At 61.4% G+C, this 23,810-nt stretch carries 23 protein-coding genes; 10 read left to right on the plus strand and 13 right to left on the minus strand.

Features of this window, described 5'->3' with window-relative positions; all coding sequences use genetic code 11:
* The first annotated feature begins 2 nt into the window (after positions 1 to 2).
* The 3 genes from ACEQFP_RS11275 (at position 3) to ACEQFP_RS11285 (ending at position 2,420) form a co-directional block, all read left to right on the plus strand.
* Complete coding sequence (locus ACEQFP_RS11275) at positions 3 to 686, plus strand: YdhW family putative oxidoreductase system protein (protein WP_370557676.1); 684 nt, start codon at positions 3 to 5, stop codon at positions 684 to 686.
* Positions 687 to 744: 58 nt separating this feature from the next.
* Entirely contained in the window at positions 745 to 1,401 is a 657-nt protein-coding gene (locus ACEQFP_RS11280) for a 4Fe-4S dicluster domain-containing protein (RefSeq protein ID WP_005283863.1), read from the plus strand.
* 65 nt (positions 1,402 to 1,466) lie between these two features.
* Positions 1,467 to 2,420, plus strand: a complete 954-nt coding sequence (locus ACEQFP_RS11285) for a hypothetical protein (RefSeq protein ID WP_396464343.1) — start codon at positions 1,467 to 1,469, stop codon at positions 2,418 to 2,420.
* Between the two features lie 140 nt (positions 2,421 to 2,560).
* Here the strand turns inward: ACEQFP_RS11285 and napC are convergent, their stop codons facing one another.
* From napC to napF, 7 genes are read right to left on the minus strand one after another with little or no spacing between them, the layout of a single operon-like run.
* On the minus strand, positions 2,561 to 3,181 hold the full coding sequence (gene napC / locus ACEQFP_RS11290) for a cytochrome c-type protein NapC (protein WP_396464344.1): 621 nt from the start codon (positions 3,179 to 3,181) through the stop codon (positions 2,561 to 2,563).
* 9 nt (positions 3,182 to 3,190) lie between these two features.
* Complete coding sequence (gene napB / locus ACEQFP_RS11295; RefSeq protein ID WP_005283856.1) at positions 3,191 to 3,637, minus strand: nitrate reductase cytochrome c-type subunit; 447 nt, start codon at positions 3,635 to 3,637, stop codon at positions 3,191 to 3,193.
* A complete protein-coding gene (gene napH / locus ACEQFP_RS11300) occupies positions 3,634 to 4,500 on the minus strand; it encodes a quinol dehydrogenase ferredoxin subunit NapH (RefSeq protein ID WP_068869882.1) in 867 nt (288 codons plus the stop codon). Before napH ends, napB begins: the two co-directional genes overlap by 4 nt.
* Positions 4,500 to 5,252 carry a ferredoxin-type protein NapG gene (napG, locus tag ACEQFP_RS11305; RefSeq protein ID WP_005283850.1) on the minus strand — a complete coding sequence of 251 codons (753 nt, stop codon included), beginning with the start codon at positions 5,250 to 5,252 and terminating at the stop codon, positions 4,500 to 4,502. The genes napH and napG overlap by 1 nt, the downstream gene beginning before the upstream one ends.
* A 12-nt stretch (positions 5,253 to 5,264) precedes the next feature.
* Positions 5,265 to 7,754, minus strand: a complete 2,490-nt coding sequence (gene napA / locus ACEQFP_RS11310) for a nitrate reductase catalytic subunit NapA (RefSeq protein ID WP_005283847.1) — start codon at positions 7,752 to 7,754, stop codon at positions 5,265 to 5,267.
* Positions 7,751 to 8,017, minus strand: coding sequence for a chaperone NapD (napD, locus tag ACEQFP_RS11315; protein WP_005283844.1), 267 nt, complete (start codon positions 8,015 to 8,017; stop codon positions 7,751 to 7,753). The genes napA and napD overlap by 4 nt, the downstream gene beginning before the upstream one ends.
* On the minus strand, positions 8,017 to 8,526 hold the full coding sequence (napF, locus tag ACEQFP_RS11320) for a ferredoxin-type protein NapF (RefSeq protein WP_005283841.1): 510 nt from the start codon (positions 8,524 to 8,526) through the stop codon (positions 8,017 to 8,019). The genes napD and napF overlap by 1 nt, the downstream gene beginning before the upstream one ends.
* A gap of 393 nt (positions 8,527 to 8,919) precedes the next feature.
* Between napF and narQ the strand changes: the two genes are divergently transcribed.
* Together narQ and narP are read left to right on the plus strand one after the other, a co-directional pair.
* Positions 8,920 to 10,620: a nitrate/nitrite two-component system sensor histidine kinase NarQ gene (gene narQ / locus ACEQFP_RS11325; protein ID WP_097364035.1), complete on the plus strand. Its 1,701-nt coding sequence runs from the start codon at positions 8,920 to 8,922 to the stop codon at positions 10,618 to 10,620.
* Between the two features lie 54 nt (positions 10,621 to 10,674).
* Positions 10,675 to 11,322 (plus strand): nitrate/nitrite response regulator protein NarP, encoded by a 648-nt coding sequence (gene narP / locus ACEQFP_RS11330; RefSeq protein WP_005296552.1) that lies wholly within the window; start codon positions 10,675 to 10,677, stop codon positions 11,320 to 11,322.
* A 34-nt stretch (positions 11,323 to 11,356) separates the two neighbouring features.
* Here the strand turns inward: narP and ACEQFP_RS11335 are convergent, their stop codons facing one another.
* The gene (locus ACEQFP_RS11335) at positions 11,357 to 11,644 is read right to left on the minus strand and encodes a helix-turn-helix domain-containing protein (protein ID WP_005296554.1); all 288 of its coding nucleotides are present in this window, start codon (positions 11,642 to 11,644) and stop codon (positions 11,357 to 11,359) included.
* A 285-nt stretch (positions 11,645 to 11,929) separates the two neighbouring features.
* Between ACEQFP_RS11335 and acrD the strand changes: the two genes are divergently transcribed.
* From acrD to ACEQFP_RS11360, 5 genes are all read left to right on the plus strand, one after another.
* Positions 11,930 to 15,046 (plus strand): multidrug efflux RND transporter permease AcrD, encoded by a 3,117-nt coding sequence (gene acrD / locus ACEQFP_RS11340; protein WP_396464345.1) that lies wholly within the window; start codon positions 11,930 to 11,932, stop codon positions 15,044 to 15,046.
* 425 nt (positions 15,047 to 15,471) lie between these two features.
* Complete coding sequence (locus ACEQFP_RS11345; protein ID WP_035594387.1) at positions 15,472 to 15,855, plus strand: ArsC family reductase; 384 nt, start codon at positions 15,472 to 15,474, stop codon at positions 15,853 to 15,855.
* On the plus strand, positions 15,852 to 16,985 hold the full coding sequence (gene dapE, locus ACEQFP_RS11350) for a succinyl-diaminopimelate desuccinylase (protein WP_005283820.1): 1,134 nt from the start codon (positions 15,852 to 15,854) through the stop codon (positions 16,983 to 16,985). Before ACEQFP_RS11345 ends, dapE begins: the two co-directional genes overlap by 4 nt.
* Positions 16,982 to 17,662 (plus strand): M15 family metallopeptidase, encoded by a 681-nt coding sequence (locus tag ACEQFP_RS11355; RefSeq protein ID WP_035606580.1) that lies wholly within the window; start codon positions 16,982 to 16,984, stop codon positions 17,660 to 17,662. Before dapE ends, ACEQFP_RS11355 begins: the two co-directional genes overlap by 4 nt.
* Positions 17,659 to 17,865, plus strand: coding sequence for a YpfN family protein (locus ACEQFP_RS11360; protein WP_005283814.1), 207 nt, complete (start codon positions 17,659 to 17,661; stop codon positions 17,863 to 17,865). The genes ACEQFP_RS11355 and ACEQFP_RS11360 overlap by 4 nt, the downstream gene beginning before the upstream one ends.
* A 12-nt stretch (positions 17,866 to 17,877) precedes the next feature.
* Here the strand turns inward: ACEQFP_RS11360 and ypfH are convergent, their stop codons facing one another.
* From ypfH to dapA, 5 genes are all read right to left on the minus strand, one after another.
* Entirely contained in the window at positions 17,878 to 18,552 is a 675-nt protein-coding gene (gene ypfH / locus ACEQFP_RS11365; protein ID WP_005283811.1) for an esterase, read from the minus strand.
* Positions 18,553 to 18,708: 156 nt separating this feature from the next.
* On the minus strand, positions 18,709 to 20,679 hold the full coding sequence (locus ACEQFP_RS11370; protein WP_396464346.1) for a tRNA(Met) cytidine acetyltransferase TmcA: 1,971 nt from the start codon (positions 20,677 to 20,679) through the stop codon (positions 18,709 to 18,711).
* A 309-nt stretch (positions 20,680 to 20,988) separates the two neighbouring features.
* A complete protein-coding gene (gene purC, locus ACEQFP_RS11375; protein ID WP_005283802.1) occupies positions 20,989 to 21,702 on the minus strand; it encodes a phosphoribosylaminoimidazolesuccinocarboxamide synthase in 714 nt (237 codons plus the stop codon).
* A 157-nt stretch (positions 21,703 to 21,859) separates the two neighbouring features.
* Positions 21,860 to 22,900 (minus strand): outer membrane protein assembly factor BamC, encoded by a 1,041-nt coding sequence (gene bamC / locus ACEQFP_RS11380; protein WP_005296561.1) that lies wholly within the window; start codon positions 22,898 to 22,900, stop codon positions 21,860 to 21,862.
* 16 nt (positions 22,901 to 22,916) lie between these two features.
* Positions 22,917 to 23,798: a 4-hydroxy-tetrahydrodipicolinate synthase gene (gene dapA / locus ACEQFP_RS11385; RefSeq protein WP_005283793.1), complete on the minus strand. Its 882-nt coding sequence runs from the start codon at positions 23,796 to 23,798 to the stop codon at positions 22,917 to 22,919.
* Positions 23,799 to 23,810 lie beyond the last annotated feature (12 nt).

The raw sequence follows: 23,810 nt of genomic DNA on the forward strand, positions 1-23,810 counted from the left end.
CCATGACTCATCGCCATGATGTGGCGGCTGATCCGCCCACTCCCCCTTCCGCCGCGCCGGTCGACGAGCCCGACCGCGCCAAACGCCAATGGCTACGACGGCTGCAACCCGCGTCTAACGCGCTATCCGTACCCGCGCCAGCGGAAACCCATGATGCGCCGGAAGCGATCCTGGCAGACTTCATTCGCCAGCACTCCGCGAGCGGTAAGCTGGTCGCCCGCGCGCGCTTCCTGCAACCGCCTTACGCCTTTGCCGAGGCCGATTTAACGATGCTACTAGCGAGTCTGGCCCAACGCGCAACAGAGGCGGACATTGTCTGCCTCACCGGTGCTCGGGATGACTACTACTATTCGGCGCGTAACATGACGGCCAACTATGCCGATATCTGCCTCCAGATGATGGAACAGGATATCTGCCGAGCGATCGCCGAGGCGGTACGTTTCGCTTGCCGTACCTATCCCCGGCCTTACCCGCTCGCCATGCTGGCGTTGCCACCATACGGCTTCACGGCCGCCCAGATCCGCGCCGCGCTAGCCACCTTGGACACCCACCCCGACTATGCCGACATTCGCCGGGTCGAGGCGAGCAACGGCGCGCCGTATCTGTTCAGCGAGCGTTTTATGAGCCATGGCAAGGCCTATGGGTTATGCCAATGGATCGAAGTCGAGCAGCATCAGAACCCCTGAGCGGCGCGGGCCGCGTAGGGAATAGGGCGCACGCCGCCATCGCCAGGAGGATAACGCGATGTCATTGACTCGCCGGAACTTTATCATCGGCCTCGGAACGGTCATCTTTTTCACCGGCCCATGCCGGGCCGGGAACGCCGAGGCAGGAACGCGTACCCGCTATGCCATGATCCACGATGAATCACGCTGTACCGGCTGTAACCTGTGCGCGCGTGCCTGCCGCAAGACCCATCGCGTCCCCCGCCAGGGGAGTCGTCTTAGCATCCTGCATATCCCCTTGGCCGAGGATGAACAGGCGACGACCTATCGCTACTTCCGCCAGGCTTGTCAGCACTGCGACCAGGCGCCCTGCATCGATGTCTGTCCGACCGGCGCGTCATGGCGTGACGAGAACGGTATTGTCCGCGTAAACCCGGCAGACTGTATTGGCTGTGGCTACTGCGTCTCCGCCTGCCCCTACCAAGCCCGTTATCTGGATCCTCGGCGGCATGTCGCTGATAAGTGTGACTTTTGCTGTGAGTCGCGGCTGGCGAAAGGTTTCCCGCCGATCTGTGTCAGCGTCTGCCCGCAGCAGGCGCTGATCTTTGGCGACGAGGAGAGCCCAGAGATTAAACGCTGGTTACAGGGGAATAGGTACGAACAATACTGGCTGCCAGGCACCGGTAAGCCACATCAGTACCGCCGCGCCGCCCAACACGTCATTCCTAAAGGGTAGACGATGCGTATGCACGCCGTTATCTCGCCATCTCCACGCTTCCCCTCTCGTGAGGAGGCGCGGCCATGATCCTCACCCTGCACGACCTGCGCCACGGGTGCGCCTCTCGCTGGCTATACCGCTGGTTGCGGCATCATTTTCCACGGGGAGGCCACTACGGCGCGATCTACCGAGCCCTCATCCAGGCCGAGCGGCTCGACTGGGCTAGCGCGCTGGCCGAGTATGGTTGGGCCCGCGGGTACACACGCCTGGCCTTTATTCGGGAAGATATCGGCGCCATGATGCACCTGGCGGAGCGATTAAGTTCGCTCCGCAACGCGGCCGCTCCCCTCCCACCCCAGGGCGATTATGCACCCAAGATCGCCAGTGCCCGGGATGGTGAACGCTGGCACAATGGCGTTTACGGCAGCCGCATCGCCTGCGCGGGTGACCATTTCCAGCTGGGCAACCACGCGCAACAGAGCCAACTCGCCTGTTGCGGCTCACACAGTCACCTCGGCTGGCGCGGCGATCATGGTGAACTGGCCCTCGCGGGCTACGGCGCACAGATCGCCTGTAGTGGTGCACGGGTACGCCTCGCCAGCTGCGGCTACCAGGCGCATATTGCCAGCAATGGCAAACAAGTCCGTATCGCGCTGAGCGGCAATGCAGCCTATGTCAGTAGCGCGGGCGCGCATGCACGCATCGTCAATGGCGGCACTCGAGCCCATCTCGCCGCCTGTGGGCCAGAGAGTCACCTCGCGAACACGGGTGATCTGGCGCGTCTCGTCAGCTTTGGCGATACGGCCAAAATTATCAATAGTGGCGACGGCGTAGATATCACCGCCGTCGGTGCCGGCTCGGTCATCGCCAGCGTCGCGCCGGTTAACAGTATTGTCTTGGGCGTGGGAGGCTGCGCCGCATTGGCTTACCACGATGGGAAGCGTATACGTTTCGCCCTCGCCGTCGAGGGGGAGGAGGGTATCCGCGCCGGGGTGAGATACCGTCTCGATCATACCCACCGCTTCATCGCCTGCTAAGTCGTGGGATAGCCGCGAACTCACGGACAAGAGCGCGCGCGTCGGAGAAGCGAGCATGGTGCGGCCAAGGCTCCCTGTCGATAGCTAAAAAAAAATGCGCCCAGATGGGCGCATTGATTCGCATATCGCCTCAAGGGCGCTTAATAGCCGGTAGGAATGCCTTTCATCTCCGGCAGCTTATGGGCGATGCCCTTATGACAGTCGATACAGGTCTTGTTATCCCGAATCGCCTGGTCATGCATCTTCGCCGCCACCGTCTTCTGCTGGCTGAAGTCCATATTGTCGAAGTTATGGCAGTTACGACACTCCTGCGAGTTATTGGCCTTCATGCGCGCCCACTCGTTTTCCGCCATCTGCAAGCGATGCGCCTCAAACTTCTGCGGCGTATCGATCACCCCGAAGATCTTGCCGTACAGCTCCTTACTGGCCTGAATCTTGCGGATCATCTTCGGCACAAACTCATGCGGCACGTGGCAGTCTGGACAGGTGGCACGCACCCCGCTGCGGTTGGAATAATGCACCGTCTCCAGGTACTCCTGGTAAACATTGTCGCGCATCTCATGACAGCTGAGGCAGAACTGCTCGGTGTTCGCCTTCTCCAGACCGGCGTTAAAACCGCCCCAGAACAGGATACCGGCGCCAAACCCCAGCAATAACAGCGTGCCGATCGCCAAACGGCTAGGGCGACGCCACCACTGCCACACCCGGCGCAGCAGACCCGGCTTGTTGCCCGTCGGGGCGTTGTGTTGCTCACTCATCATAGGCCCCTTTTACTGACCGAAACCGCTGGAGGGGGTAAAGGTGTTGCCGACGATCGGGGCGGCATCACTCTGCGGCACATGGCATTGCAGACAGAAGTAACGGTTAGGCGCTACCTGCCCCAACATCTTGCCGCTGGCGTCGATAAAGTGAGTCGGGCTGACACGCATCGCGCCGGTAGTACGGTAGTTCTCCACCCCGTGGCATTGCAGGCAGCGGTTAGTGTTCTTGGTAATCTGGTAGCCGTCCACGCTGTGCGGGATCATCGGCGGTTGGTTGACATAGTTCAATGCCATCCGCTCCTGCTGTTTCGGCATCCTGACCTGCCCTTCGGCGGTGCCGGACACCTCCGGTGACTGGGCTAAGTCGACCGCATTGTCGACGGCCGAGGCCCCCCCCGCCAACGCCAGTAACAGTACCCCCAGGGAGAACCGCTTCTTGATGACATTGCTCTTCATTGTTTATCTCCCGAACGATGAAATCGTGTCTTAAATTCAAATACCTGCTCGGCACATACGTCCATGCAGCGCCCACAACTAATGCACTCTTGCTTCAGCACCAGCGGGCTGTGATTGTGATTGAGTACCGGATCGCGCAATACCTGAGGCTCCGGGCAAACATGGAAACAATCCATGCAACGGGTACAACGTTCACGCCGCGTCGCACCGATACGCAGCAGACTCTTGCTGCCGATCACCCCATACAGGGCACCCAGCGGGCAGAGGTGGCCACACCAGCCATGCTCGGTGATCAACAGATCGAAGAGGAAGATCGCCAGGATCAGCCACAGCCCGGCGCCCGCGCCGAAGATCAGGCTACGTCCCAATAACGCGACGGGGTTAAGCCACTCCCACAGCAGCGTGCCGCTGACGGCGCTACCGACCAAGATGGCCAGCAAGATGCCGTAGCGTAGCTGGCGCGATAGCGGTGCCGATTGGCGGATGGCCAGGCGGCGGCGCAACCAGGCGGCCAGATCGGTCACCGGATTCAATGGGCATACCCAAGCGCAGAAGGCGCGGCTGGCGATCAGGCCATACAGTCCCAGTACCACTAACGCCCCCAGTAACGCTGTCATGGCCGGCCAATGGCCCGCGAGCAGGCTCTCCAGCATCATCAGCGGATCACTCATCGGCAACGTATCCAGGAAGCGACTGGCGCTGTAATTGCCCTTCAGGATCCATACCCCGAACACTGGGCCGCTGAGAAACAGCGCCAACACCCCCAACTGACAGCTGCGTCGCAGCCACAGCCAACGGTGGCTACGCCACCAACCGAGACGCCGACGCGCCTCCAGCCCCGCTTGGGCGACCGGATTCGCCATCACTCACCTCCCTGCGGTTGACGGATCGGCAATGGCGCACTCTCTGGCACCAAGGCATGCCCCGCCTTCTGTTTCTCGACCCAGCCGAGGCGGTAGTGCCGCCCCAACTCGCCACGCGCCAGCGCCAGGGGCAGCACCTTGATCGCCGACTCCTCCAGTACGCAGGCCTGTTCACACTTGCCGCAACCGGTACAGTGATCGCTGTGGACGGTCGGTAAGAACTTGGCGTGTTTACCGGTGCGTTCGTTACGATGCAACTCCAGGGTGATGGCCTGATCGATCGCCGGGCAGACGCGATAACAGACGTCGCAGCGCAATCCCTGCCAGTTGAGGCAGTTCTCGTGATCGAGCAACACCGCTAGCCCCATGCGGGCGTCATCGATATCGGTCAATGCCGGATCGAGCGCCCCGCTCGGGCAAGCCGCCACACAAGGGATGTCGTCACACATCTCGCACGGTGTCTGACGAGCGATGAAATAAGGGGTACCCGCCGCCGAAGGCGACAACAGCGTCGCCAACTGCAACGTGTCATACGGGCAAGCCTGGACGCACTGCCCACAGCGAATACACGCGGCCTCGAAGCGACCATCGGGCAACGCGCCGGGCGGACGTAATGCCAACCCATCCCGTGCCTGAGACTGCTTCTGTTGCAATCCCAGCAGGATCGCTACGGCCGCCAACCCACCCGCACCGCGAACGGCATCGCGCAAGAAGCGCCGCCGTGCCGGTCCCTTATCTCGTTGTTCCGTCATCGGATCTCGTCCTTACACCTTCTCAACCTTCACCGCGCACTTCTTAAAGTCGGTCTCTTTCGACAGCGGATCGGTCGCATCTAGCGTCAACACGTTGACCAGTTGTGCGGCATCGAAGAATGGCATATACACCAGCCCCTGCGGGACGCGGTTACGTCCGCGCGTCTCGACAATGGAGATCATCTCGCCGCGACGTGACGACACCTTCACCTTGTCGCCTCGGCGCAAGCCGCGCGCCTTGGCATCCAGCGGATGAATAAACAGCACCGCCTCTGGGAAGGCACGATGCAGTTCCGGCACACGGCGCGTCATCGAGCCGGTATGCCAGTGCTCCAACACGCGGCCCGTGGAGAGCCACAGGTCATACTGCTGATCCGGCACCTCGGCGGGCGGCTCATAGGGCAGCGCAAAGATCACCGCCTTACCATCCGGCTTGCCGTAGAAACGCACCCCTTCTCCCGCCTTAACGAACGGATCGTAGCCCTCACGGTAACGCCACAGAGTCTCCTTGCCGTCGACCACCGGCCAACGAATACCGCGCGCCTTGTGGTAGTCATCGAACGGCGCCAGGTCATGACCATGACCGCGACCAAAGCCGGCATACTCCTCGAACAGCCCCTTCTGCACGTAGAAGCCGCAGGCGCGCGCCTCATCGTTCAGACGATCGGCCGGGATCTCATCCAGCGAATACTTGTTGACGTTACCGTTGACGAACAACACCTCATACAGGCTCTTGCCCTTCAATGCCGGCATCTGCGCCAACAATTCGGCTGGCCACACCTCATCGACGGTGAAACGCTTGGCGAACTCCATCAACTGCCACAGATCCGACTTGGCCTCTCCCGGCGCCGGAACCTGCTGGTGCCAGAACTGGGTACGGCGCTCGGCATTGCCGTAGGCGCCCTCTTTCTCCACCCACATGGCGGTCGGCAGGATCAGGTCGGCGGAGAGCGCACTCACCGTCGGGTAAGGGTCAGAAACCACAATGAAGTTACGCGGATCGCGCCAGCCCGGCATACGATCCGTATTGATGTTCGGACCGGCCTGCATGTTGTTGTTACACATCACCCAGTAGGCGTTAAGCTTGCCGTCTTTCAACGCACGGTCTTGCGCCACGGCGTGCAACCCAACCTTGTCCGGAATGGTTCCGGCCGGGATCTTCCAACGGGTTTCGGCGATCTGGCGATGCTTGGCGTTGGTCACCACCATGTCCGCCGGCAGACGGTGGGAGAAGGTGCCGACCTCGCGGGCGGTACCGCAGGCGGAGGGCTGGCCGGTCAACGAGAAGGGACCACAGCCCGGCTTAGAGATCTTGCCGGTCAGAAGGTGGATGTTGTAGCACAGGTTATTTGCCCACACCCCACGGGTATGCTGGTTGAAGCCCATGGTCCAGTAGGAGACCACCTTGATGTTCGGGTCGGCATACAGCTTGGCCAACGCCAACAGTTGATCCTGCGGTACCCCGGTCATCTTGGCGGTTTTTTCCAGGGTATACTCGGCCACAAAGGCCTTGTAGTCCTCGAAGCTCATCGGCTCGGAGGCATCGCTCCCCGGGTTCTTCGCCGCCTTCTCCAGTGGATCGGTCGGACGCAGGCCGTAGCCGATGTCGGTCGCCCCTTTACGGATGTTGACATGCTGATCGAGGAACGCCTGATCGACCGCGTTGTTCTGAATGATGTAATTGGCGATGTAGTTCAGGATCACCAGATCGGACTGCGGCGTGAAGATAATCGGGTTATCCGCCAGCTCGAAGCTACGGTGTTCGAAGGTGGAGAGTACCGCGACCTGAACCTTGTCGTTGCTCAGTCGGCGGTTGGTGATGCGCGACCACAGGATCGGGTGCATCTCCGCCATGTTGGAGCCCCACAGTACGAAGGCATCGGCCTGCTCGATATCGTCATAGCAGCCCATCGGCTCATCCATACCGAAGGTACGCATAAAGCCGACCACCGCGGAGGCCATGCAGTGACGCGCGTTGGGATCGATATTGTTGGAGCGGAAACCCGCCTTAAACAACTTGGCGGCCGCATAGCCTTCCCACACCGTCCACTGACCGGATCCGAACATGCCGATGGCACTCGGCCCCTTCTCCTTCAGCGCACCCTTGAACTTGTCGCTCATCACATCGAAGGCTTGATCCCAGCTGACCGGGGTAAACTCGCCCTCTTTGTCGTACTGCCCATTCTTCATGCGCAGTAACGGTTGGGTCAGACGATCTTTACCGTACATGATCTTGGGCAGGAAATAGCCCTTAATGCAGTTCAGCCCCCGGTTGACCGGGGCATCCGGGTCACCCTGGGAGGCCACCACTCGGCCATTCTGTGTGCCGACCAGTACACCGCATCCGGTACCGCAGAAGCGACACGGGGCTTTTTCCCACGTGATCGTATCCGCTGCATCTCCCGTCACCGCGCTGGCCACGGTCGGAATGGTCAGCCCCGCCGCTGCGGCAGCGGCAGCGACGGCGTTGGCTTTCATGAAGTCTCGACGACTGAGTTTCATGGCGTATCCTCACCTTGCTCATCCTGCTGGTGATAAACCAGCGACACCGCCAGCACGCCTGCCACATTGCGCACTGACTCAATTCGATCCAGCAGCGTGCCTGAATCCTCGCTTTGCATGACAACCACAAGCTTGCCCTGCTGCGGCTCACTGGCCGCGACTTCGGTACCGTCCATGGCGGATAACTGTTGCGCCACGTCCGTCACTGCCTGCGGGCGGGCCTGAACCACCAGCCCGCAGACGTGCCATATCTCTCTGCTCATTACGCTTCCTTAACTTCGCTGGGGGTGGCGCTCTCCACCATTCGCAGCGCATCAACCGGACAGGCGGCGATACAGGCGCCACAGCCGCTACAGCGCTCGGGGGCCAGACGCAACGCCGCGACACTCCCCGGGCGAGGGATGAAGATAATCGCCCGCGGTTCGCAGCCATCCTGACAACTGCGGCACTCAATACCGCGCTGCGCCAAGCAATGCGCCTGGATCTCGACATGTAGCCGCCAAGGACGCTGATCGGCGGGGTGAAACAGCGGCTGCGGACAGGCGTCGGCGCAACGCCGACAGAACGTGCACTCGGCACGGGAAAAATCGAGGGTAGGAAAGCCGCCTTGGCCGACGACCAACACCCCGCTCTCACACTGGGTGATGCAGGCATGGCAACGGCTACAACCGGCCACAAAGGCCGATTCCTCTAGCGCCCAAGGCGGGCGGCGCTCCGCCACGGCATGTCGCCAATGGCCACGCAATAAATGGCGTCGGGACAGAGTAGTCATCGAACGCTCCTGTGACATCGCTCATCCATCGGGTCAAAAAGGGCGCGCTCGGCGCCAACATCGCTCATACAACGTTGCGCTCGCGGCCTACGATCGTATCCTCCGAGGCACGCGACGACGCATGACATGCATGCGACAGGAACAACGTCTAGCCTTCACCACAGCATTTATGTTGTTATTGTGCTTATGGCGTCGAGTATCCGGTTTCTATTACTGCTGATAATTCCTCTTTAGAGTTAAATAGGGGGGATAATTGCGCGGGATCAAACCTTTCCGCTCACTTTCACGCATTGTGTCCGCTGTTGCGCTGAATTTCGCTATTTATACAGTTATATAACGCATGGCGTCTCCCCACGATCGGCGCTGCGCCATGTCTCACTTAGGAAAGCTGATGTGTTGGTAAAACGTTCCGTGACCAGTACCCTGGCGCGCGCCTTGATCGCCATGGTGATCCTCTCCGTACTGTCGACGGGCATCGCCTTGTTAACCGTCGCCAGCAGCATCAACGATGCCGAGGCGGTGAACATCGCCGGCTCGCTACGTATGCAAAGCTATCGTCTGGCCTACGATCTCACCAACCAACCGCAGGATGTGGCGCGTCACCTCGAAGAGTACAACCAGTCATTGCACGCCTCCGCGCTGCAAAAACTGACCCGTTTCTATGTGCCTGGCTCGGTGCAACGCGAGTACGCCCAACTGCTCACCACCTGGCAAGGGTTAGAGATCCAACTCCGCCAGGGACATAGCCAAGCCTTCCTACATGGCGTGGCCCATTACGTCGATCAGATCGATCACTTTGTCCTGGTGCTACAGCGCCATGCCGAGCAAAAAATGGAACAGGTGGTGCTGATCAGCCTGATCGGCCTGCTGGCGCTACTCGGCTTAGTGTGGTTCGCCATCCGCACCATTCGGCGCGAAGTGGTGGCACCGCTCAACAAGCTGGTCAACGCCAGCGTCCGCATGCAGCGGGGTCACTTCACGCCGCTGCCGCTGGACGTCAACTTACCCAACGAGATGGGCGTCCTGTCGAAGGCCTTCGTACGCATGTCGGGCGAGTTGGAGAAGCTGTACCGTTCACTCGAAGATAAGGTCCGTGAGAAGACCGAGAGCCTGACCCAAGCCAACCGTACCCTCGGCGTGCTATTCGAAGCTTCACAGGCGCTGACCGTGAGTCAGATCACCCAGCCCAGCTTCGAACAGGTCCTGGAGATCGTGCGCAGCAGCGAGGGGCTCGACTTCTTACAACTCGAGGTGGTGGACAGTGGTCAGGGGCGCTGGCTGCTCGCCAGCGGCGAGGTGAGGCCCGATGAGGCGAGTGAGACGCTGCCGCTGATGCTGGATGGACATCCGCTCGGTATGTTGCGTTGGCCAGCGCATCAGGCTCCCCAACGCCAGTTGATGCAAAACGTCGCCAATATGCTCAGCCGTGGCGTCTACTTCAACCGCGCTCAGAAGCAGCAGGTGCAATTACTGCTGATGGAGGAGCGTGCCACCATCGCTCGCGAGCTGCACGACTCGCTCGCTCAGGCGCTGGCCTTCCTGCGCATTCAGATTACCTTGCTACGCCGGGCGACTGAGGCCGAAAACCATCAGGCTCAAGCGATCATTCAAGACTTCGATCGGGCCCTCAGCGACGCCTACCGCCAGCTCCGCGAGCTACTGGCCACCTTCCGCCTGACGATCGAGGAGGCCGATCTGCGCGAGGCGTTGCAACAGCTATTGGCCCCGCTAAAATTGCAGACGACGGCAAAGATCACGCTACACTGCACGTTGTCTTCCCAATTACTCAATGCGCAACAACAGGTTCATGTGCTACAGATCGTCCGGGAGGCCACGCTTAACGCCATCAAGCATGCTCAGGCACAACACATTAGCGTGAACTGCCACGGGCGCGCCGATGGCATCAGCGTCATCAGCATCACCGACGATGGCGTCGGGTTACCCAGTAGCGAAGAGCCGCCGGGTCACTACGGTTTGACCATCATGGCCGAGCGCGCCGCCCGCCTGGATGGCGAATTACACCTTACCCCAGGGCCGACGGGAGGGACGCGTGTTACGCTAACGTTTCGCCCCACATCCGGCGATGGGATCTGATTTATAATAATAATGCTGGGTGGTGATACACCGCCCTCCTTCAGGGAGCTTGTCATGGAAAACCCAACTTCAACCACCGCCGGCTTTCGTGTCATGATCGTCGATGATCACCCACTGATGCGCCGTGGCATACGCCAACTGCTCGAGTTGGATCCCCTCTTCGACGTGGCGGCGGAGGCCAGTAGCGGCAGCGAGGCCATCGCCTTGGCCGAACGCATTCAACCGGATCTGATCCTGTTAGATCTCAATATGAAGGGGCTATCGGGACTGGATACACTCAAGGCGTTGCGTAACGAAGGGGTCGATGCACGCATCATCATCCTCACCGTCTCCGACGCACGCAGCGATGTGTATGCCCTGGTCGATGCCGGAGCGGATGGCTACCTGCTGAAGGATAGCGAGCCCGAGACACTGTTGGCACAGATCCACCAGGCGGCGGAAGGACACAATGTATTTAGCGAGGCGGTCTTGAACTACCTGGGTACGCGCAGCGAGATCGCCGATCCACTGGCCGATCTCACCGAACGCGAGTTGGACGTCCTGCAAGAGGTGGCGCGCGGCATGTCCAACAAGCAGATCGCCGCGCAACTACATATCTCGGAAGAGACCGTTAAGGTGCACATCCGTAATCTGCTGCGTAAGCTGAATGTCCGCTCACGCGTCGCCGCGACGGTACTCTACCTGGAGTACAAAAACCAATAACGCATGGGGCGAGGCGGCAATGGCGCCTCGCGACTTATGCCGCCTCGGTGAGGCTAACACGCAACGCCTCGGCGTGCTGCGCCACCCAGGCCGCATCAAGCGGCCCCCAATCCGTCAGCATGTAGTAGCCATCGTTATGACGCACCCCCTGCTCGACGAAACGCAGCGTAACCCCCAGCCCCGGTAAGGCCTTGAGCACATCCTGCAATGTGCGACGCGGCCAGCCGGTGCACTGCATGAGGCGTGGTACATTCGGCTTCTCTTCATGGGTCAATAGCCAGCATAGATACAAGCGGCGGGCAAATACCGGATTGATCTCCATTCCCTCTCCTTCTGACTCCCTGGATGCGATAACGCCTAGTATTGCACAATTTTTCCGCAAAACCCGGCAAAATCGACACATGGTGACGCCACGCTGGCGCTTTTTCGACCACTCATCGCTCAGCCATGCGCCAACGCACGATTTTTTACGTTTTTTCCATTTTTTCTCCACTTTTTTTCCCATGACACAGGATACAGTGCAGCATCATCATCGGCGTGCTCGTGCGTAACCCGCACCACGAGTAACCACCTCCCTCGGTTGTCAGAATTAGCAGGATGGCTACTCATGGCTAAATTTTTTATCGATCGCCCCATCTTCGCCTGGGTTATCGCCATCATCATTAGCCTGGCCGGCCTGTTGGCCATCCGCGATCTCCCGATTGAACAGTATCCTGACTTGGCACCGCCGACGGTACGCATCAGCGCCTCTTACCCCGGCGCCTCGGCTCAGACGCTGGAAAACACCGTCACCCAGATTATCGAGCAGAACATGACCGGCCTGGATGGACTGATGTATATGTCCTCGCAGAGCAGCAGCAGCGGCAGCGCCTCCATCACCCTGACCTTCCAATCCGGCACCGATCCCAATGAGGCGATGCAACAGGTACAGAATCAGCTCAGCGCCGCCACCCGCAAGCTACCCCAAGAGGTACAGCAACAGGGGATCCGGGTCAGCAAGTCGGGGGACAGTAGCCTGATGACGGTGGCCTTCGTCTCCACCGATGGCAGCATGGATCGCCAGGATATCGCCGACTATGTCGCCAGTAACCTGCAAGATCCCATCAGCCGCATCGAAGGCGTGGGCAGCGTCGATGCCTTCGGCTCCCAATACGCCATGCGCATCTGGCTCGACCCGATTAAGCTCAACCAGTTCGCCCTGACGACCCAAGACGTCGTCCAGGCCATCAAGAGCCAGAATAGCCAGATCGCCGTCGGCCAGATCGGCGCCACCCCGGCACTGCCCGGCCAGGCGCTCAACGCCACCTTGATGGCGCAGTCTCAGTTGCAGACGCCGAAGCAATTCTGCGCCATCACCCTGCGGGTCAACAGCGACGGCTCGCTGGTCACGCTCGGCGATGTGGCGCAGGTCGAGCTGGGCGCGGAAAAGTACGACTATCTGTCACGCTTTAACGGCAAGCCAGCCACGGGGATGAGTATCAAGCTGGCCTCCGGCGCCAACGAACTGGCCACCGACGCCCGCGTGAAGGCCAAGCTGGCCCAATTGGAACCCTACTTCCCTCACGGCCTAAAAGTCGAATACGCCTACGAGACCACGCCCTTTGTCAAAGCGGCGATCCAGGATGTGGTGAAGACCCTGTTCGAGGCCATCCTGTTGGTGTTCCTGGTGATGTACCTCTTCTTGCAGAACCTGCGCGCCACCTTGATCCCCACCATCGCCGTGCCGGTGGTCTTGCTGGGGACCTTCGCGGTGTTGCTCGCCATGGGCTATAGCATCAATACGCTCACCATGTTCGCCATGGTGCTGGCGATAGGGCTATTGGTGGATGACGCCATCGTGGTGGTAGAAAACGTCGAACGTGTGATGAGCGAAGAGGGGCTCTCAGCGCGCGAGGCGACCCGGAAGTCGATGGATCAGATCCAGGGTGCCCTGGTCGGGATCGCCCTGGTGCTGTCGGCCGTCTTTGTGCCGATGGCCTTCTTCGGTGGGACTACCGGGGCGATTTACCGCCAGTTCTCCATCACCATCGTCTCGGCGATGATCTTCTCGGTGCTGGTCGCCCTAATCCTCACTCCGGCACTCTGCGCGACCCTGCTACGTCCAATCGACAAGACGCAGTTACACGGCAAGAAAGGCTTTTTCGGTTGGTTTAACCGCACCTTCGAGCGTAGCGCCCTGCGCTATGAGAACGGTGTCGAGCGCGTGGTACGCAATGCCGGGCGCAGCATGCTGCTCTATCTATTGATCCTCGCTGGCCTGGGCACGTTATACCTGCATCTGCCCACCTCCTTCCTCCCGTTGGAGGATCGCGGGGTGTTTATGACCCAGATCCAGTTACCGGTCGGTTCGACCCAGCAGGAGACACTGAAGGTGGTGGAGAAGGTGGAACACTATCTGCTGGTCGACGAGGGTAAGGATGTGCAATCGGTGTTCTCCATCGTCGGCGCAGGCCCTGGCGGCAACGGCCAGAACGTCGCCCGGATGTTCGTCCGCCTCAAACCCTGGGAGCAACGCCCGAACGATAGCGACAGCGCGGCCGCCATCGTCGAGCGTGCCAGTAAAGCGTTTGCCCAGATCCGCGAGGCCCGCGTCTTTGCCAGCAGCCCGTCGGCGATCTCTGGCCTGGGGAGTACCGCCGGCTTCGACATGGAGTTGGAGGACCACGCCGGTCTCGGCCACGACGCGCTGATGCAGGCACGCGACCAGTTGCTGGCCGCCGCCGCCAAGCAGCCGGCGCTGACCCGCGTACGTCACAACGGCATGGACGATAGCCCACAGCTCCAAGTCAACATCGATCAACGCAAGGCGCAGGCGCTCGGGGTCAATATCGACGACATCAACGACACCTTGAAAACCGCCTGGGGCTCCACCTATGTCAACGATTTCCTTAACCGTGGCCGGGTAAAAAAGGTCTATGTGCAGGGCGAGGCCGCCTACCGCATGTTGCCGAGCGACATCGACAAATGGTATGTCCGCAACGCCCAGGGCGCGATGGTGCCTTTCTCTGCCTTTGCCAGCACCGATTGGCGCTATGGTTCGCCGCGGCTGGAGCGCTATAACGGCGCGGCAGCGGTCGAGATCGTCGGCGAGGCGGCGCCCGGCATCAGTACCGGACACGCGATGGATATCATGGAGCAGTTGGTTAGCGAGTTGCCCAGCGGCTTCGGGTTGGAGTGGACCGGCATGTCCTACCAGGAGCGCCTCTCCGGCGCCCAGGCACCGGCGCTGTATGCCCTCTCCCTACTGGTGGTATTTCTCTGCCTGGCGGCCCTGTACGAGAGTTGGTCCATCCCCTTCTCGGTCATGCTGGTGGTGCCACTTGGCGTGCTGGGCGCGGTCTGCGCCACCTGGCTGCGGGGACTGGAGAATGACGTCTATTTTCAGGTTGGCCTGTTGACCATCATCGGCCTGTCGGCCAAAAACGCCATCCTGATCGTCGAATTCGCCAATGAGCTCAACCGTAACGGCAAGGATCTGCTGGCGGCGACATTGCAGGCCTGCCGCCTACGTCTGCGGCCGATCCTGATGACCTCGCTGGCCTTCATCTTCGGGGTGCTCCCCCTGGCGACCAGCCACGGCGCCGGCTCCGCCAGTCAACATGCCGTCGGTACCGGGGTACTGGGTGGCATGGTTGCCGCGACCCTGCTCTCGATCTACTTCGTCCCGTTGTTCTTTATCTTGGTTCGTCGCCGCTTTCCCGGAAAACCGAGCCACCACGCCTGAGGCCAAAACGACGCCGCCCCCTTAACGGGGGCGAGGGATCGGCTACTCCTGTTGTTGTTCCCGTTGGTTCAAAATAAATTCAATAAATGACTTCCAGGTATCCAATTCTTTATCAATCATTTTCGTATCTTTATTAAGTTATAGGGAAAATAGCGTCTGCATAATAACTCGCCATCCGCCGGTGGTGAAGTTTTCAGCGGATAAATTTCGTGCTGTGTCACGCGAGCGCGTGACATCCCGCCGCGCTCCACCGCCATCCCCGCGCCTAACGTCTGGCCGAGCGAGCGCATAAGCCGCATGGTGCGAAGGGGACGAGACGCGGAAAGCAAGGGGGGACGGCGACGCCCCAGGCGGTGCGGCAAGGGTAGATCCCACGGCAGAATTACCGCATTATGGAGCCTTCGCACAGCAAAGGTAACAGTATCATGACCACTCCGTCATCTTCCCCTGCGCCGGTGATCTACGGCATTAAGAACTGCGATACGGTAAAAAAGGCCCGCAAGTGGCTGGATGAACGGCAGATCGCCTACCGCTTTCATGACTACCGCAGCGATGGCCTGGAAGCGGCGCTGTTACACGATTTTATCGCCCGGCTGGGGGTCACCGCGCTGCTGAATACGCGCGGCACCACCTGGCGGGGGCTGGATGAGGCCACCCGCGCCCAGGCGCAGCAAGCGGAGGGGGCGCTACAGCTCATGCTGGCTCACCCGGCGCTGATCAAACGCCCGCTGCTGCAACAGGGCGAACGGCTGTTATTGGGCTTCAAGGCCGAGACATACGCGGCCTTTTTCGCCGAGGAGGCGCTATGACGCTCTGCCCCGTTCTCGCCTTGGCGCAACAGCTGATCCGTTGCCCTTCGCTGAGTCCCGACGATGCCGGGTGCCAAGAGATCCTGATGGCGCGCCTGCGCGCCCTGGACTTCCATATCGAAGCGATGCCGCACGGTGAGACGCGTAATCTGTGGGCCTGGCGTGGCGGTGAGGGACCAGTATTGGCCTTCGCCGGCCATACGGACGTCGTGCCGCCCGGCGATGAACGCCAGTGGCGCCATCCCCCCTTCACCCCGACACTCGAAGACGGCCTGCTATATGGTCGCGGCGCCGCCGATATGAAGGGCTCACTGGCGGCGATGATCGTCGCCGCCGAACGTTTCGTCGCCGCCCATCCTACACACGCCGGTCGCCTGGCCTTCCTGATCACCTCCGACGAGGAGGCCAGTGCCCGCGACGGTACCGTGCGCGTGGTCGAAACCCTGATGGCGCGCGGCGAACGCCTCGACTACTGTCTGGTGGGCGAGCCCTCCAGCGAGCAACGCCTCGGCGACGTGGTCAAGAATGGTCGACGCGGCTCCATCACCGCCGATCTGACCGTGCACGGCATTCAGGGACATGTCGCCTATCCGCATCTGGCCGACAATCCGGTACACCGTGCCGCGCCGATGCTGGCCGAACTGGTCGCCATCGAATGGGATCGCGGCAACGATTTCTTCCCCCCCACCAGCCTGCAGATCGCCAATCTCGCCGCCGGTACCGGCAGCAACAACGTGATCCCCGGCGAGTTGTATGTGCAATTCAATCTACGCTTCAGTACCGAGTCGAGCGTCGAGTCGATCCAGCAACGGGTGACGGCGTTGCTCGAGCGCCATGGGTTGCGCTACACCCTCAACTGGTCGCTCTCCGGCCTGCCCTTCCTCACGCCCGGCGGCGCGCTGGTCGAGGCGGTCGTCGATGCCGTCAACTGTTACGCGGGTCAGGCGCCACGCCTGTTAACCACGGGTGGCACCTCCGACGGGCGCTTTATCGCCCGTATGGGGGCGCAGGTGGTCGAACTGGGGCCACTCAACGCCACCATCCACAAAGTCGATGAATGCGTCAGCGCCGCCGATCTCCAGCGCCTCTGCCGTATGTATCAACGCATCATGGAGCGACTCCTCGCATGATCACCCCCGCGATGTTAACCGGCCAAAGCAGCGACCATCTGGTGACGCTGTGCGGCCATCACCGCCTGCAACGGCCAGCTGCCGAGGCATTTCTCGCCATGCAACGGCGGGCGCAAGCGGATGGCATTGATCTCCAGCCTGCCAGCACCTTCCGCGACTTCGCCCGCCAACAGCGCATCTGGAACGACAAGTTCCATGGCCGCCGTCCGCTGCTGGACGCCGACAGCCGCCCGATCCAGGCCGACACGCTCGCGCCCGACGCGCGCTGCCAGGCTATCTTGCGTTGGTCGGCGCTGCCCGGTGCCAGCCGCCACCATTGGGGCAGCGATCTCGATGTCTATGATGTCGCGGCGCTGCCTTCGGAAGCACGACTCCAACTGGAGCCGTGGGAGTACCAAGCCGGCGGTTATTTCCTTCCGCTGACGCGCTGGTTGGACGCGCACATGGCCGAGTTCGACTTCTACCGCCCATTCACAGGCAACGCGCCCGCCGGCGTCGCCGCCGAGCCCTGGCACCTGAGCTATCGGCCGTTGGCGCAGCAGGCCGAAACGCAACTCACGCCGACGTTATTGCTGGCGGCCTGGCAGGATCACGAGATCGCCGGGCGCGACTGGCTCACGGCGAATATGGCGACGATCTTCGCACGTTACATTCATACCCAGGAGGGGAAACAATGAGTTGGCTGGCAGACTATTGGTGGCTGATCTTGCTGGTCTTGATCGGGATGATCTGGAACGGGATCAAGGCGCTGATGCGCCTCGATCCCAAGCGCTATTTAGACCATCGTCCCCCCTTGCCGCCTCACCGCGACAATAACGCCCAGTGGGATGCGGATGACGACTGGCCAAAGGCGGATAAAGGGCGCAAGCCACGCCCGTAACGTCCGCACGCCTCAGCGGTAGGCCACGATCTCCCCACGCTTACCGCTGAGCGCCTCGTCCCAGTAACGCTGAGGGATGTAACTCAACAGGCGACTCATCGCCGCCTCCATCAAGTCATCATTGATGGCGTGCCCCACCGACGCCGTATCCAGCGTCACATCGGTTCCTGTCGCGCGCAGGCGCGCCTCCATCGCCTGAGCCTCGGCGAGCGCGACTCGCTCATCCTCGCTGCCGTGTAGCAGGTGGATCACCGTATTCCCCAGCTTATCCTGCGGCAAGGTCGCGAATCGCCCGCTGAAGGCGATCACCCGTCCGGCCAGATCGGCTTCGCAACGCACCGCCTCCAACGCCATGATCGCTCCCTGGGAGAAGCCGACCAAGGCGGTAGCCTGGTAACCGACGCCGCTCACTCGCTGCCAATGACGTACCTGCGCAATAAACTGCGGCATCATCGCCGCAATGCACTGCGCCTCGTCCTCCGCCTGCGGCGCATACCACTGCCATCCCGCGCCATCGGGACTCACCTCGGGTGAGCCGAGGCTGACCACCAACGCCTGAGGAAAGGCGCGGGCGAAATACCCGCCGATCTGCCCCATCGCCACCGGATTATCGCCCGCGGTGTGAAACAGTAAGATCAGTTGCTGCGGCGCCCCATCGGGCTGCTGCACCACATGATGATGTTCCATAATCGACTCCTTCGGCGCGCCTGGCTTGCCGTTGGTATACGACGCTAGCGCGAGCGGCGCGCGTAATCACAAACTCGCACTTATCTTCTCTACGTTATGACTATACGCTCAGGTCGACGCCGATGCCTAGTGGCCGTCGGCACCGCCTTTGTGGTGTCAAGATGACGCCTGCGCCGCCAAGGCCTCGGCCACGGCGCGACGCAGAGCGGCGATCAGGCCACGCCGCCCACAGACGCCAGATGGTGGGGATAGACGCGCCAGATCGCCCTGCTGTTGGCGCAGCTGTAGCAACAACGGCGGCAGGGCCGACGCAGGGCTCGCCGCCAGGAAGCGCAACAGGGCAGGACAGGCGCTCTCATAGGGGCGCGCATGGTGCGCGAACCCGATTAGCTCACGCCGGTCGGCCTCATCGGGCGCCATGGCCGCCAAGGGCGTCAGCGGCAACGACAACCCGGTCTGCGCCATCAACCAGTGAGCATCACGTGCCAGGCGTAGGGCCAGACGCTCAGCCAAGGCTCGCCCCGCCGGGGTCAAGGGGTAGAGCGCCATGGCGCTATAACATCCGCTACTGGCCTCGCGTTGCGTCCCAACACGCACCAGCGTAAAACCGCAGCGCTGCCAGAAGGCCCATAAGGAGGCGGTATAACCGAAGCTCACGGAGAGAAAATCCATCGCCTGCCCACGCGCCTGCGACACCGCCTCACTCATCAGCGCCGTCGCCACACCGCGCCGACGCATTCCCGCCCGCACCGCGATGCGGCTAACACGCCAGGAGCGTAATTGCGGCGCGATAACCTCACCGCCATGCGCGGCCAACGACTGCGCGACCAGGCTACCACGCGGGCGCCGTTCACCGGCCCACACCGCCTGTGCCAAATCGGCGCTCAGCCCCCCCTCCTCCACCAACCACAGCGCCCCCTGCACCCGCTCCGCGCCCAACGCCGCGCACAGATGCTGGCCGGGTGCATCCATCAGGCGACGGAGGTCGAGCGGCGAAGTGCGATAGTGCGCACTGGTTAGCAACATGTAGAAGTCACGCATGCGTGGCGCGGCCGTCTGCCATTGCGCCTGGTTCAGCCAACGCAACGCCGTCACCGGCGCCACGGCCTGATCGTCGACCTCGCTAAACAGCAACGCCGCATTCAGCCACGCCTCCAGCGGGTCGCTGGCAGCCCAGCGCAACGGCTGATCCAGATGATGGATGCGACAGTCGGGTAATGCCGAGCAAAATTTGAGCAGGAAGCCGCGTCCCGTCCCCTCGTACCCCTGCACGGTGGTGGTCATCAACACCCGGGGAAAGGCGGCGATCAGCCGCTGTAACAGGGGCGCCGGGATCGCCGCCGCCTCGTCGATCAACAACCAGTCAGGCAGCGACTCCCCCGCCTCGATGCGCAGCAGCAGCGCATCCGGTGCGACGAAGGGCAACGCCGCCAGCGCCTGCTGCACCCGCGCCGCCGAGACCCGCGCCGGTGCCGTCAATAGGCAGCGCCCCGCGAGGCGCGTCGCCAACATGCCGCTCAGGGTGGATTTACCCCGACCACGCGGCCCCAGCACCACATTCACCGCCGCCGGATGCGCCAAGGCGGTGAGGATCGCCTCTTGCTGTGCCGTCGGCGCACCATCCGGTGGCTGCCAATCCGCACAGGCCAGCGGTGCCGGGGGCGGGCACGCCTCCCCCTGGCGCCACAGCGTCACCCCGGAGGCCTCGCTCAGGGTACGCTGGAGATGGTAAACGAAATGTGGCGTCGCGCTAGGCTGCTCGCCCTCACTCCAGCGCAGGCTGTCCGGGTCGGCATGCTGCGGCCACGCCGACCAGGGCGGCGTCAACAGGATCAGCCAGCTCCCCGCGCGTAAGGTTCCGGCGAGCGCCGCCAACGCCTCTGCGTGGCAACCGCTATGCCAATCCAACAACGCGTGACCCAACTCGCGTCCTAGCAGGGTTCGTATCTGACTAAACGACAAGGCTTGGCAACCCGCGGGGGCCGGGCTGCCGCACCAACTCACCTCAGCGAGCGAGGCGATGGCGCGCAAGGCTTGGCTACGGCACCAGTCGGCGTCACCGCTGATCACCAACAGGCGGCGGATACCGGCACGACGCATGGCAGGAAGCGAGGCGGAAAGAGGCATGGTGCGATCACGTTAGTTTCACGGGAGAAAGTGCGGAGTATAACAGCATTTCCCCCTAACCCGTGTCGGATAGACGGGAATGGAGGGGATGGCGAGTGTGGATGAGATCAGGCCGCCGTCACGTCGCCAGAAGGCGTGCCAGCAATCGGAGGACAGGGCGAGAAGGCGGCGTAGCGATAACGACGGCAGGGCCCCCCCCCGATAACCCTCGATAACCGATACGCCAAAGGCACAGCCACGATCAGGAGCGGCGCGCCCAATCCGCGCCGGAAACAGCGACGGGGCCTCACGCCCCGTCGCTCGTTAGGCTCAGTCGAGCGCGACACCCAAGCGATGCGCGACCTCTTCGTAGGCCTCGATCAACCCGCCCAGATTCTGGCGGAAGCGATCCTTATCCATCTTCTCCAGCGTCACCTTATCCCACAGTCGGCTACCATCCGGGGAGAACTCGTCGCCCAGCACCACTTCCCCCTTGAATAGGCCAAACTCCAGTTTAAAGTCGACCAGGATCAGCCCGGCGTCATCAAACAGTTGGCTAAGCACCTCGTTGGCCCGATAGCTTAGCGCCTTCATCTGAGCCAGATGCGCGTCGCTGACCCAACCGAAGGTACGGCAGTAGGATTCATTCACCATCGGATCATGCATCGCATCGTTCTTCAGGAACAGATCGAACAACGGCGGGTTCAGCACTTTCCCCTCTTCGATGCCCAGGCGCTTCACCAGCGAGCCCGCGGCGCGGTTACGGATCACGCACTCCACCGGCACCATCTCCAGCTTCTTCACCAACACCTCGGTGTCGGACAACAGACGCTCCATCTGCGTTGGAATCCCGGCCTCCTCCAGCTTGGTCATGATGAAGTGATTAAACTTGTTGTTCACCATCCCCTTGCGATCAAACTGCTCAATGCGCTGGCCATCCAGAGCTGACGTATCGTTACGGAACGACAGAATCAGCAGATCCGGATTATCCGTGGCATAGACCGTCTTGGCTTTGCCACGATACAACTCAGCGAGCTTTTGCATTTTGCGTACTCCATAGGTTAAGAACAGAATAAACCGAAGCGTTCGGAGGCGGCGTTACCGCCGGATGAGGGGCATTATACGCCAGCCAAACGATTGCGTGGAGAAAAAAATGCAGAAAAAAGGGGGCCGAGGCCCCCTGATGCGTGATCGTCGCAGATTATGGACGGGCGAACGCCGCCTGGAATACCTTGACCAACGCGTCGTTACGCGCCTGCGTCAACGGTTGTCCCTTGCTATCGAGGAACTGCAGGCTGGTGCGGTTATCCAGATCGCCGACTTGGATCTTGTAGTCGCCATTAGCCAGATCCGGAGCGCTCACACCCAAGCTCTCCCAAGTGCTGCTACTCGGCTCCTTGTATTTCACCGCGATGGTGCCCTGCGGACGGCTGCTGTCGCTGATCGTCATCCCCAGACGCGTCAATACCGCCGGCGCGCGCTCCCAGACCTGCGCATAAGGCGCACGCACGATCAGCAACGGCAGGCCGGTATCATCCGCCCCGCTCTGCACATCGATCTGACCGATGGTGCGATTCGCGCGGGCATCTGCCAGCTCACCCTGGATCTTATCCAGATTGCTAACCACATCGTTCAATACATTAACCGCATAGCGCTGGATCTCGCCGTTCGCCGTCACCGGCGAACCACTCTGCTCCAGGGCTAGAGACTTGACCACGATCGCCGTCTGATACCCCTGCGGCTGCACAGAGATCTGATAACGCCCGCGATACTGCTGATCTTCATCGGCACGATTAAAGGCGATCCAGTCCGTCGTCAACGACTGGCTGGCGTCCTGGCGGTTGGCGATCGGGAAGTTATCCGCCTGTACCGCACGCACCACCTGCCCCCACAACCCATGGGTGCCCGCGGTGTTCTCCACCAGCATGATGGCGGCGCCGTTACTATACTGGGCGCGTGAGCCATTCAGCAGTGCCAACGCCTGAGCCGGAGGACGGATATCCAGCGCCTTGCCAATAGCCCCTTTATCATTGCCAAAACGAATATCGTAGGTGCTATTCTGCAGCGGCAGGATCATCCCCGCCGGTGCCTTCAGCTCCTGCAGCGCCGGCGTTTCCAGGTACGCTTCGTCCCCGCTAACCTGACGCTTGTAGCGCTGGTCGCTGGAGCAGGCGGAGAGCATCATCGCCAAAGAGACGCCAACGAGGGTGGCAATCGTCGACTTTTGTACTGAGTAAGCCATTCAATCTCCCTAAGAGTTACAGCACACCGGCATGGCGCAGTGCGCGTTCTACCACCGGGCGCGCAGCGTCGCTCAATGGTGTCAGCGGCAGACGCAGGGTGTCGGTCGCTATCAAGCCCAATACCTTGGTTGCCCATTTTACGGGTATCGGGTTTGCTTCTATAAATAGGTCGTGATGCAGCGGCATCAGACACTGATTCAGTTTGCGGGCGGCGGCGATCTCACCGGCCAGCGTCAGGCGGCACATCTCTGCCATCTGGCGTGCCGCGACGTTCGCGGTAACCGAGATAACCCCCTGCCCGCCTAGGCGCATAAAATCCAATGCCGAGGCATCATCGCCGCTTAGCAGGATGAAATCCTGATCGTTGACCAGTTCTTGGATCTGCCCGACACGGCTTAAGTTCCCGGTGGCCTCTTTAATTCCGACGATATTTTCAATCTGCGCCAGACGCGCCACGGTGGCCGGCAGCATATCGCAACCGGTACGTGACGGCACGTTATACAGGATTTGCGGCAGATCGGTACAGGCGGCGATGGCGCGGAAGTGCTGGAACAGCCCCTCCTGAGTCGGTTTATTATAGTAAGGCGTCACCGACAGGCAGCCCACCACACCGCTATCATTAAAGCGCTCCGTCAGCGCAATGGCCTCGCTGGTGGCGTTGGCACCCGCCCCGGCGATCACCGGGATGCGTCCATCGGCCAGCTCGAGCGTCTGTAAGACGACGTTAACATGCTCGTCATGATTCAACGTCGCCGACTCACCGGTGGTGCCCACGGCAACGATCGCCGACGTACCGCTGGCGACATGGTAATCCACCAACTTTTTCAGGCTTGCGCGGTCGACATGACCCTTGTCATCCATCGGCGTGACCAGCGCGACAATACTTCCCGTGAACATACTCCATCCCCC

Origin of the sequence: Edwardsiella sp. A.80236 (assembly GCF_044540725.1) — a bacterium.
In the GTDB taxonomy this organism is placed as follows: Bacteria; Pseudomonadota; Gammaproteobacteria; order Enterobacterales; family Enterobacteriaceae; genus Edwardsiella; species Edwardsiella tarda.

Coding starts and splice junctions, on each gene's coding strand:
- ACEQFP_RS11275 (WP_370557676.1), top strand. CDS start 3: ATGACTCATCGCCATGATGTGGCGGCTGATCCGCCCACTCCCCCTTCC.
- ACEQFP_RS11280 (WP_005283863.1), top strand. CDS start 745: ATGTCATTGACTCGCCGGAACTTTATCATCGGCCTCGGAACGGTCATC.
- ACEQFP_RS11285 (WP_396464343.1), top strand. CDS start 1,467: ATGATCCTCACCCTGCACGACCTGCGCCACGGGTGCGCCTCTCGCTGG.
- napC (WP_396464344.1), bottom strand. CDS start 3,181: ATGATGAGTGAGCAACACAACGCCCCGACGGGCAACAAGCCGGGTCTG.
- napB (WP_005283856.1), bottom strand. CDS start 3,637: ATGAAGAGCAATGTCATCAAGAAGCGGTTCTCCCTGGGGGTACTGTTA.
- napH (WP_068869882.1), bottom strand. CDS start 4,500: ATGGCGAATCCGGTCGCCCAAGCGGGGCTGGAGGCGCGTCGGCGTCTC.
- napG (WP_005283850.1), bottom strand. CDS start 5,252: ATGACGGAACAACGAGATAAGGGACCGGCACGGCGGCGCTTCTTGCGC.
- napA (WP_005283847.1), bottom strand. CDS start 7,754: ATGAAACTCAGTCGTCGAGACTTCATGAAAGCCAACGCCGTCGCTGCC.
- napD (WP_005283844.1), bottom strand. CDS start 8,017: ATGAGCAGAGAGATATGGCACGTCTGCGGGCTGGTGGTTCAGGCCCGC.
- napF (WP_005283841.1), bottom strand. CDS start 8,526: ATGACTACTCTGTCCCGACGCCATTTATTGCGTGGCCATTGGCGACAT.
- narP (WP_005296552.1), top strand. CDS start 10,675: ATGGAAAACCCAACTTCAACCACCGCCGGCTTTCGTGTCATGATCGTC.
- ACEQFP_RS11335 (WP_005296554.1), bottom strand. CDS start 11,644: ATGGAGATCAATCCGGTATTTGCCCGCCGCTTGTATCTATGCTGGCTA.
- acrD (WP_396464345.1), top strand. CDS start 11,930: ATGGCTAAATTTTTTATCGATCGCCCCATCTTCGCCTGGGTTATCGCC.
- ACEQFP_RS11345 (WP_035594387.1), top strand. CDS start 15,472: ATGACCACTCCGTCATCTTCCCCTGCGCCGGTGATCTACGGCATTAAG.
- dapE (WP_005283820.1), top strand. CDS start 15,852: ATGACGCTCTGCCCCGTTCTCGCCTTGGCGCAACAGCTGATCCGTTGC.
- ACEQFP_RS11355 (WP_035606580.1), top strand. CDS start 16,982: ATGATCACCCCCGCGATGTTAACCGGCCAAAGCAGCGACCATCTGGTG.
- ACEQFP_RS11360 (WP_005283814.1), top strand. CDS start 17,659: ATGAGTTGGCTGGCAGACTATTGGTGGCTGATCTTGCTGGTCTTGATC.
- ypfH (WP_005283811.1), bottom strand. CDS start 18,552: ATGGAACATCATCATGTGGTGCAGCAGCCCGATGGGGCGCCGCAGCAA.
- ACEQFP_RS11370 (WP_396464346.1), bottom strand. CDS start 20,679: ATGCCTCTTTCCGCCTCGCTTCCTGCCATGCGTCGTGCCGGTATCCGC.
- purC (WP_005283802.1), bottom strand. CDS start 21,702: ATGCAAAAGCTCGCTGAGTTGTATCGTGGCAAAGCCAAGACGGTCTAT.
- bamC (WP_005296561.1), bottom strand. CDS start 22,900: ATGGCTTACTCAGTACAAAAGTCGACGATTGCCACCCTCGTTGGCGTC.
- dapA (WP_005283793.1), bottom strand. CDS start 23,798: ATGTTCACGGGAAGTATTGTCGCGCTGGTCACGCCGATGGATGACAAG.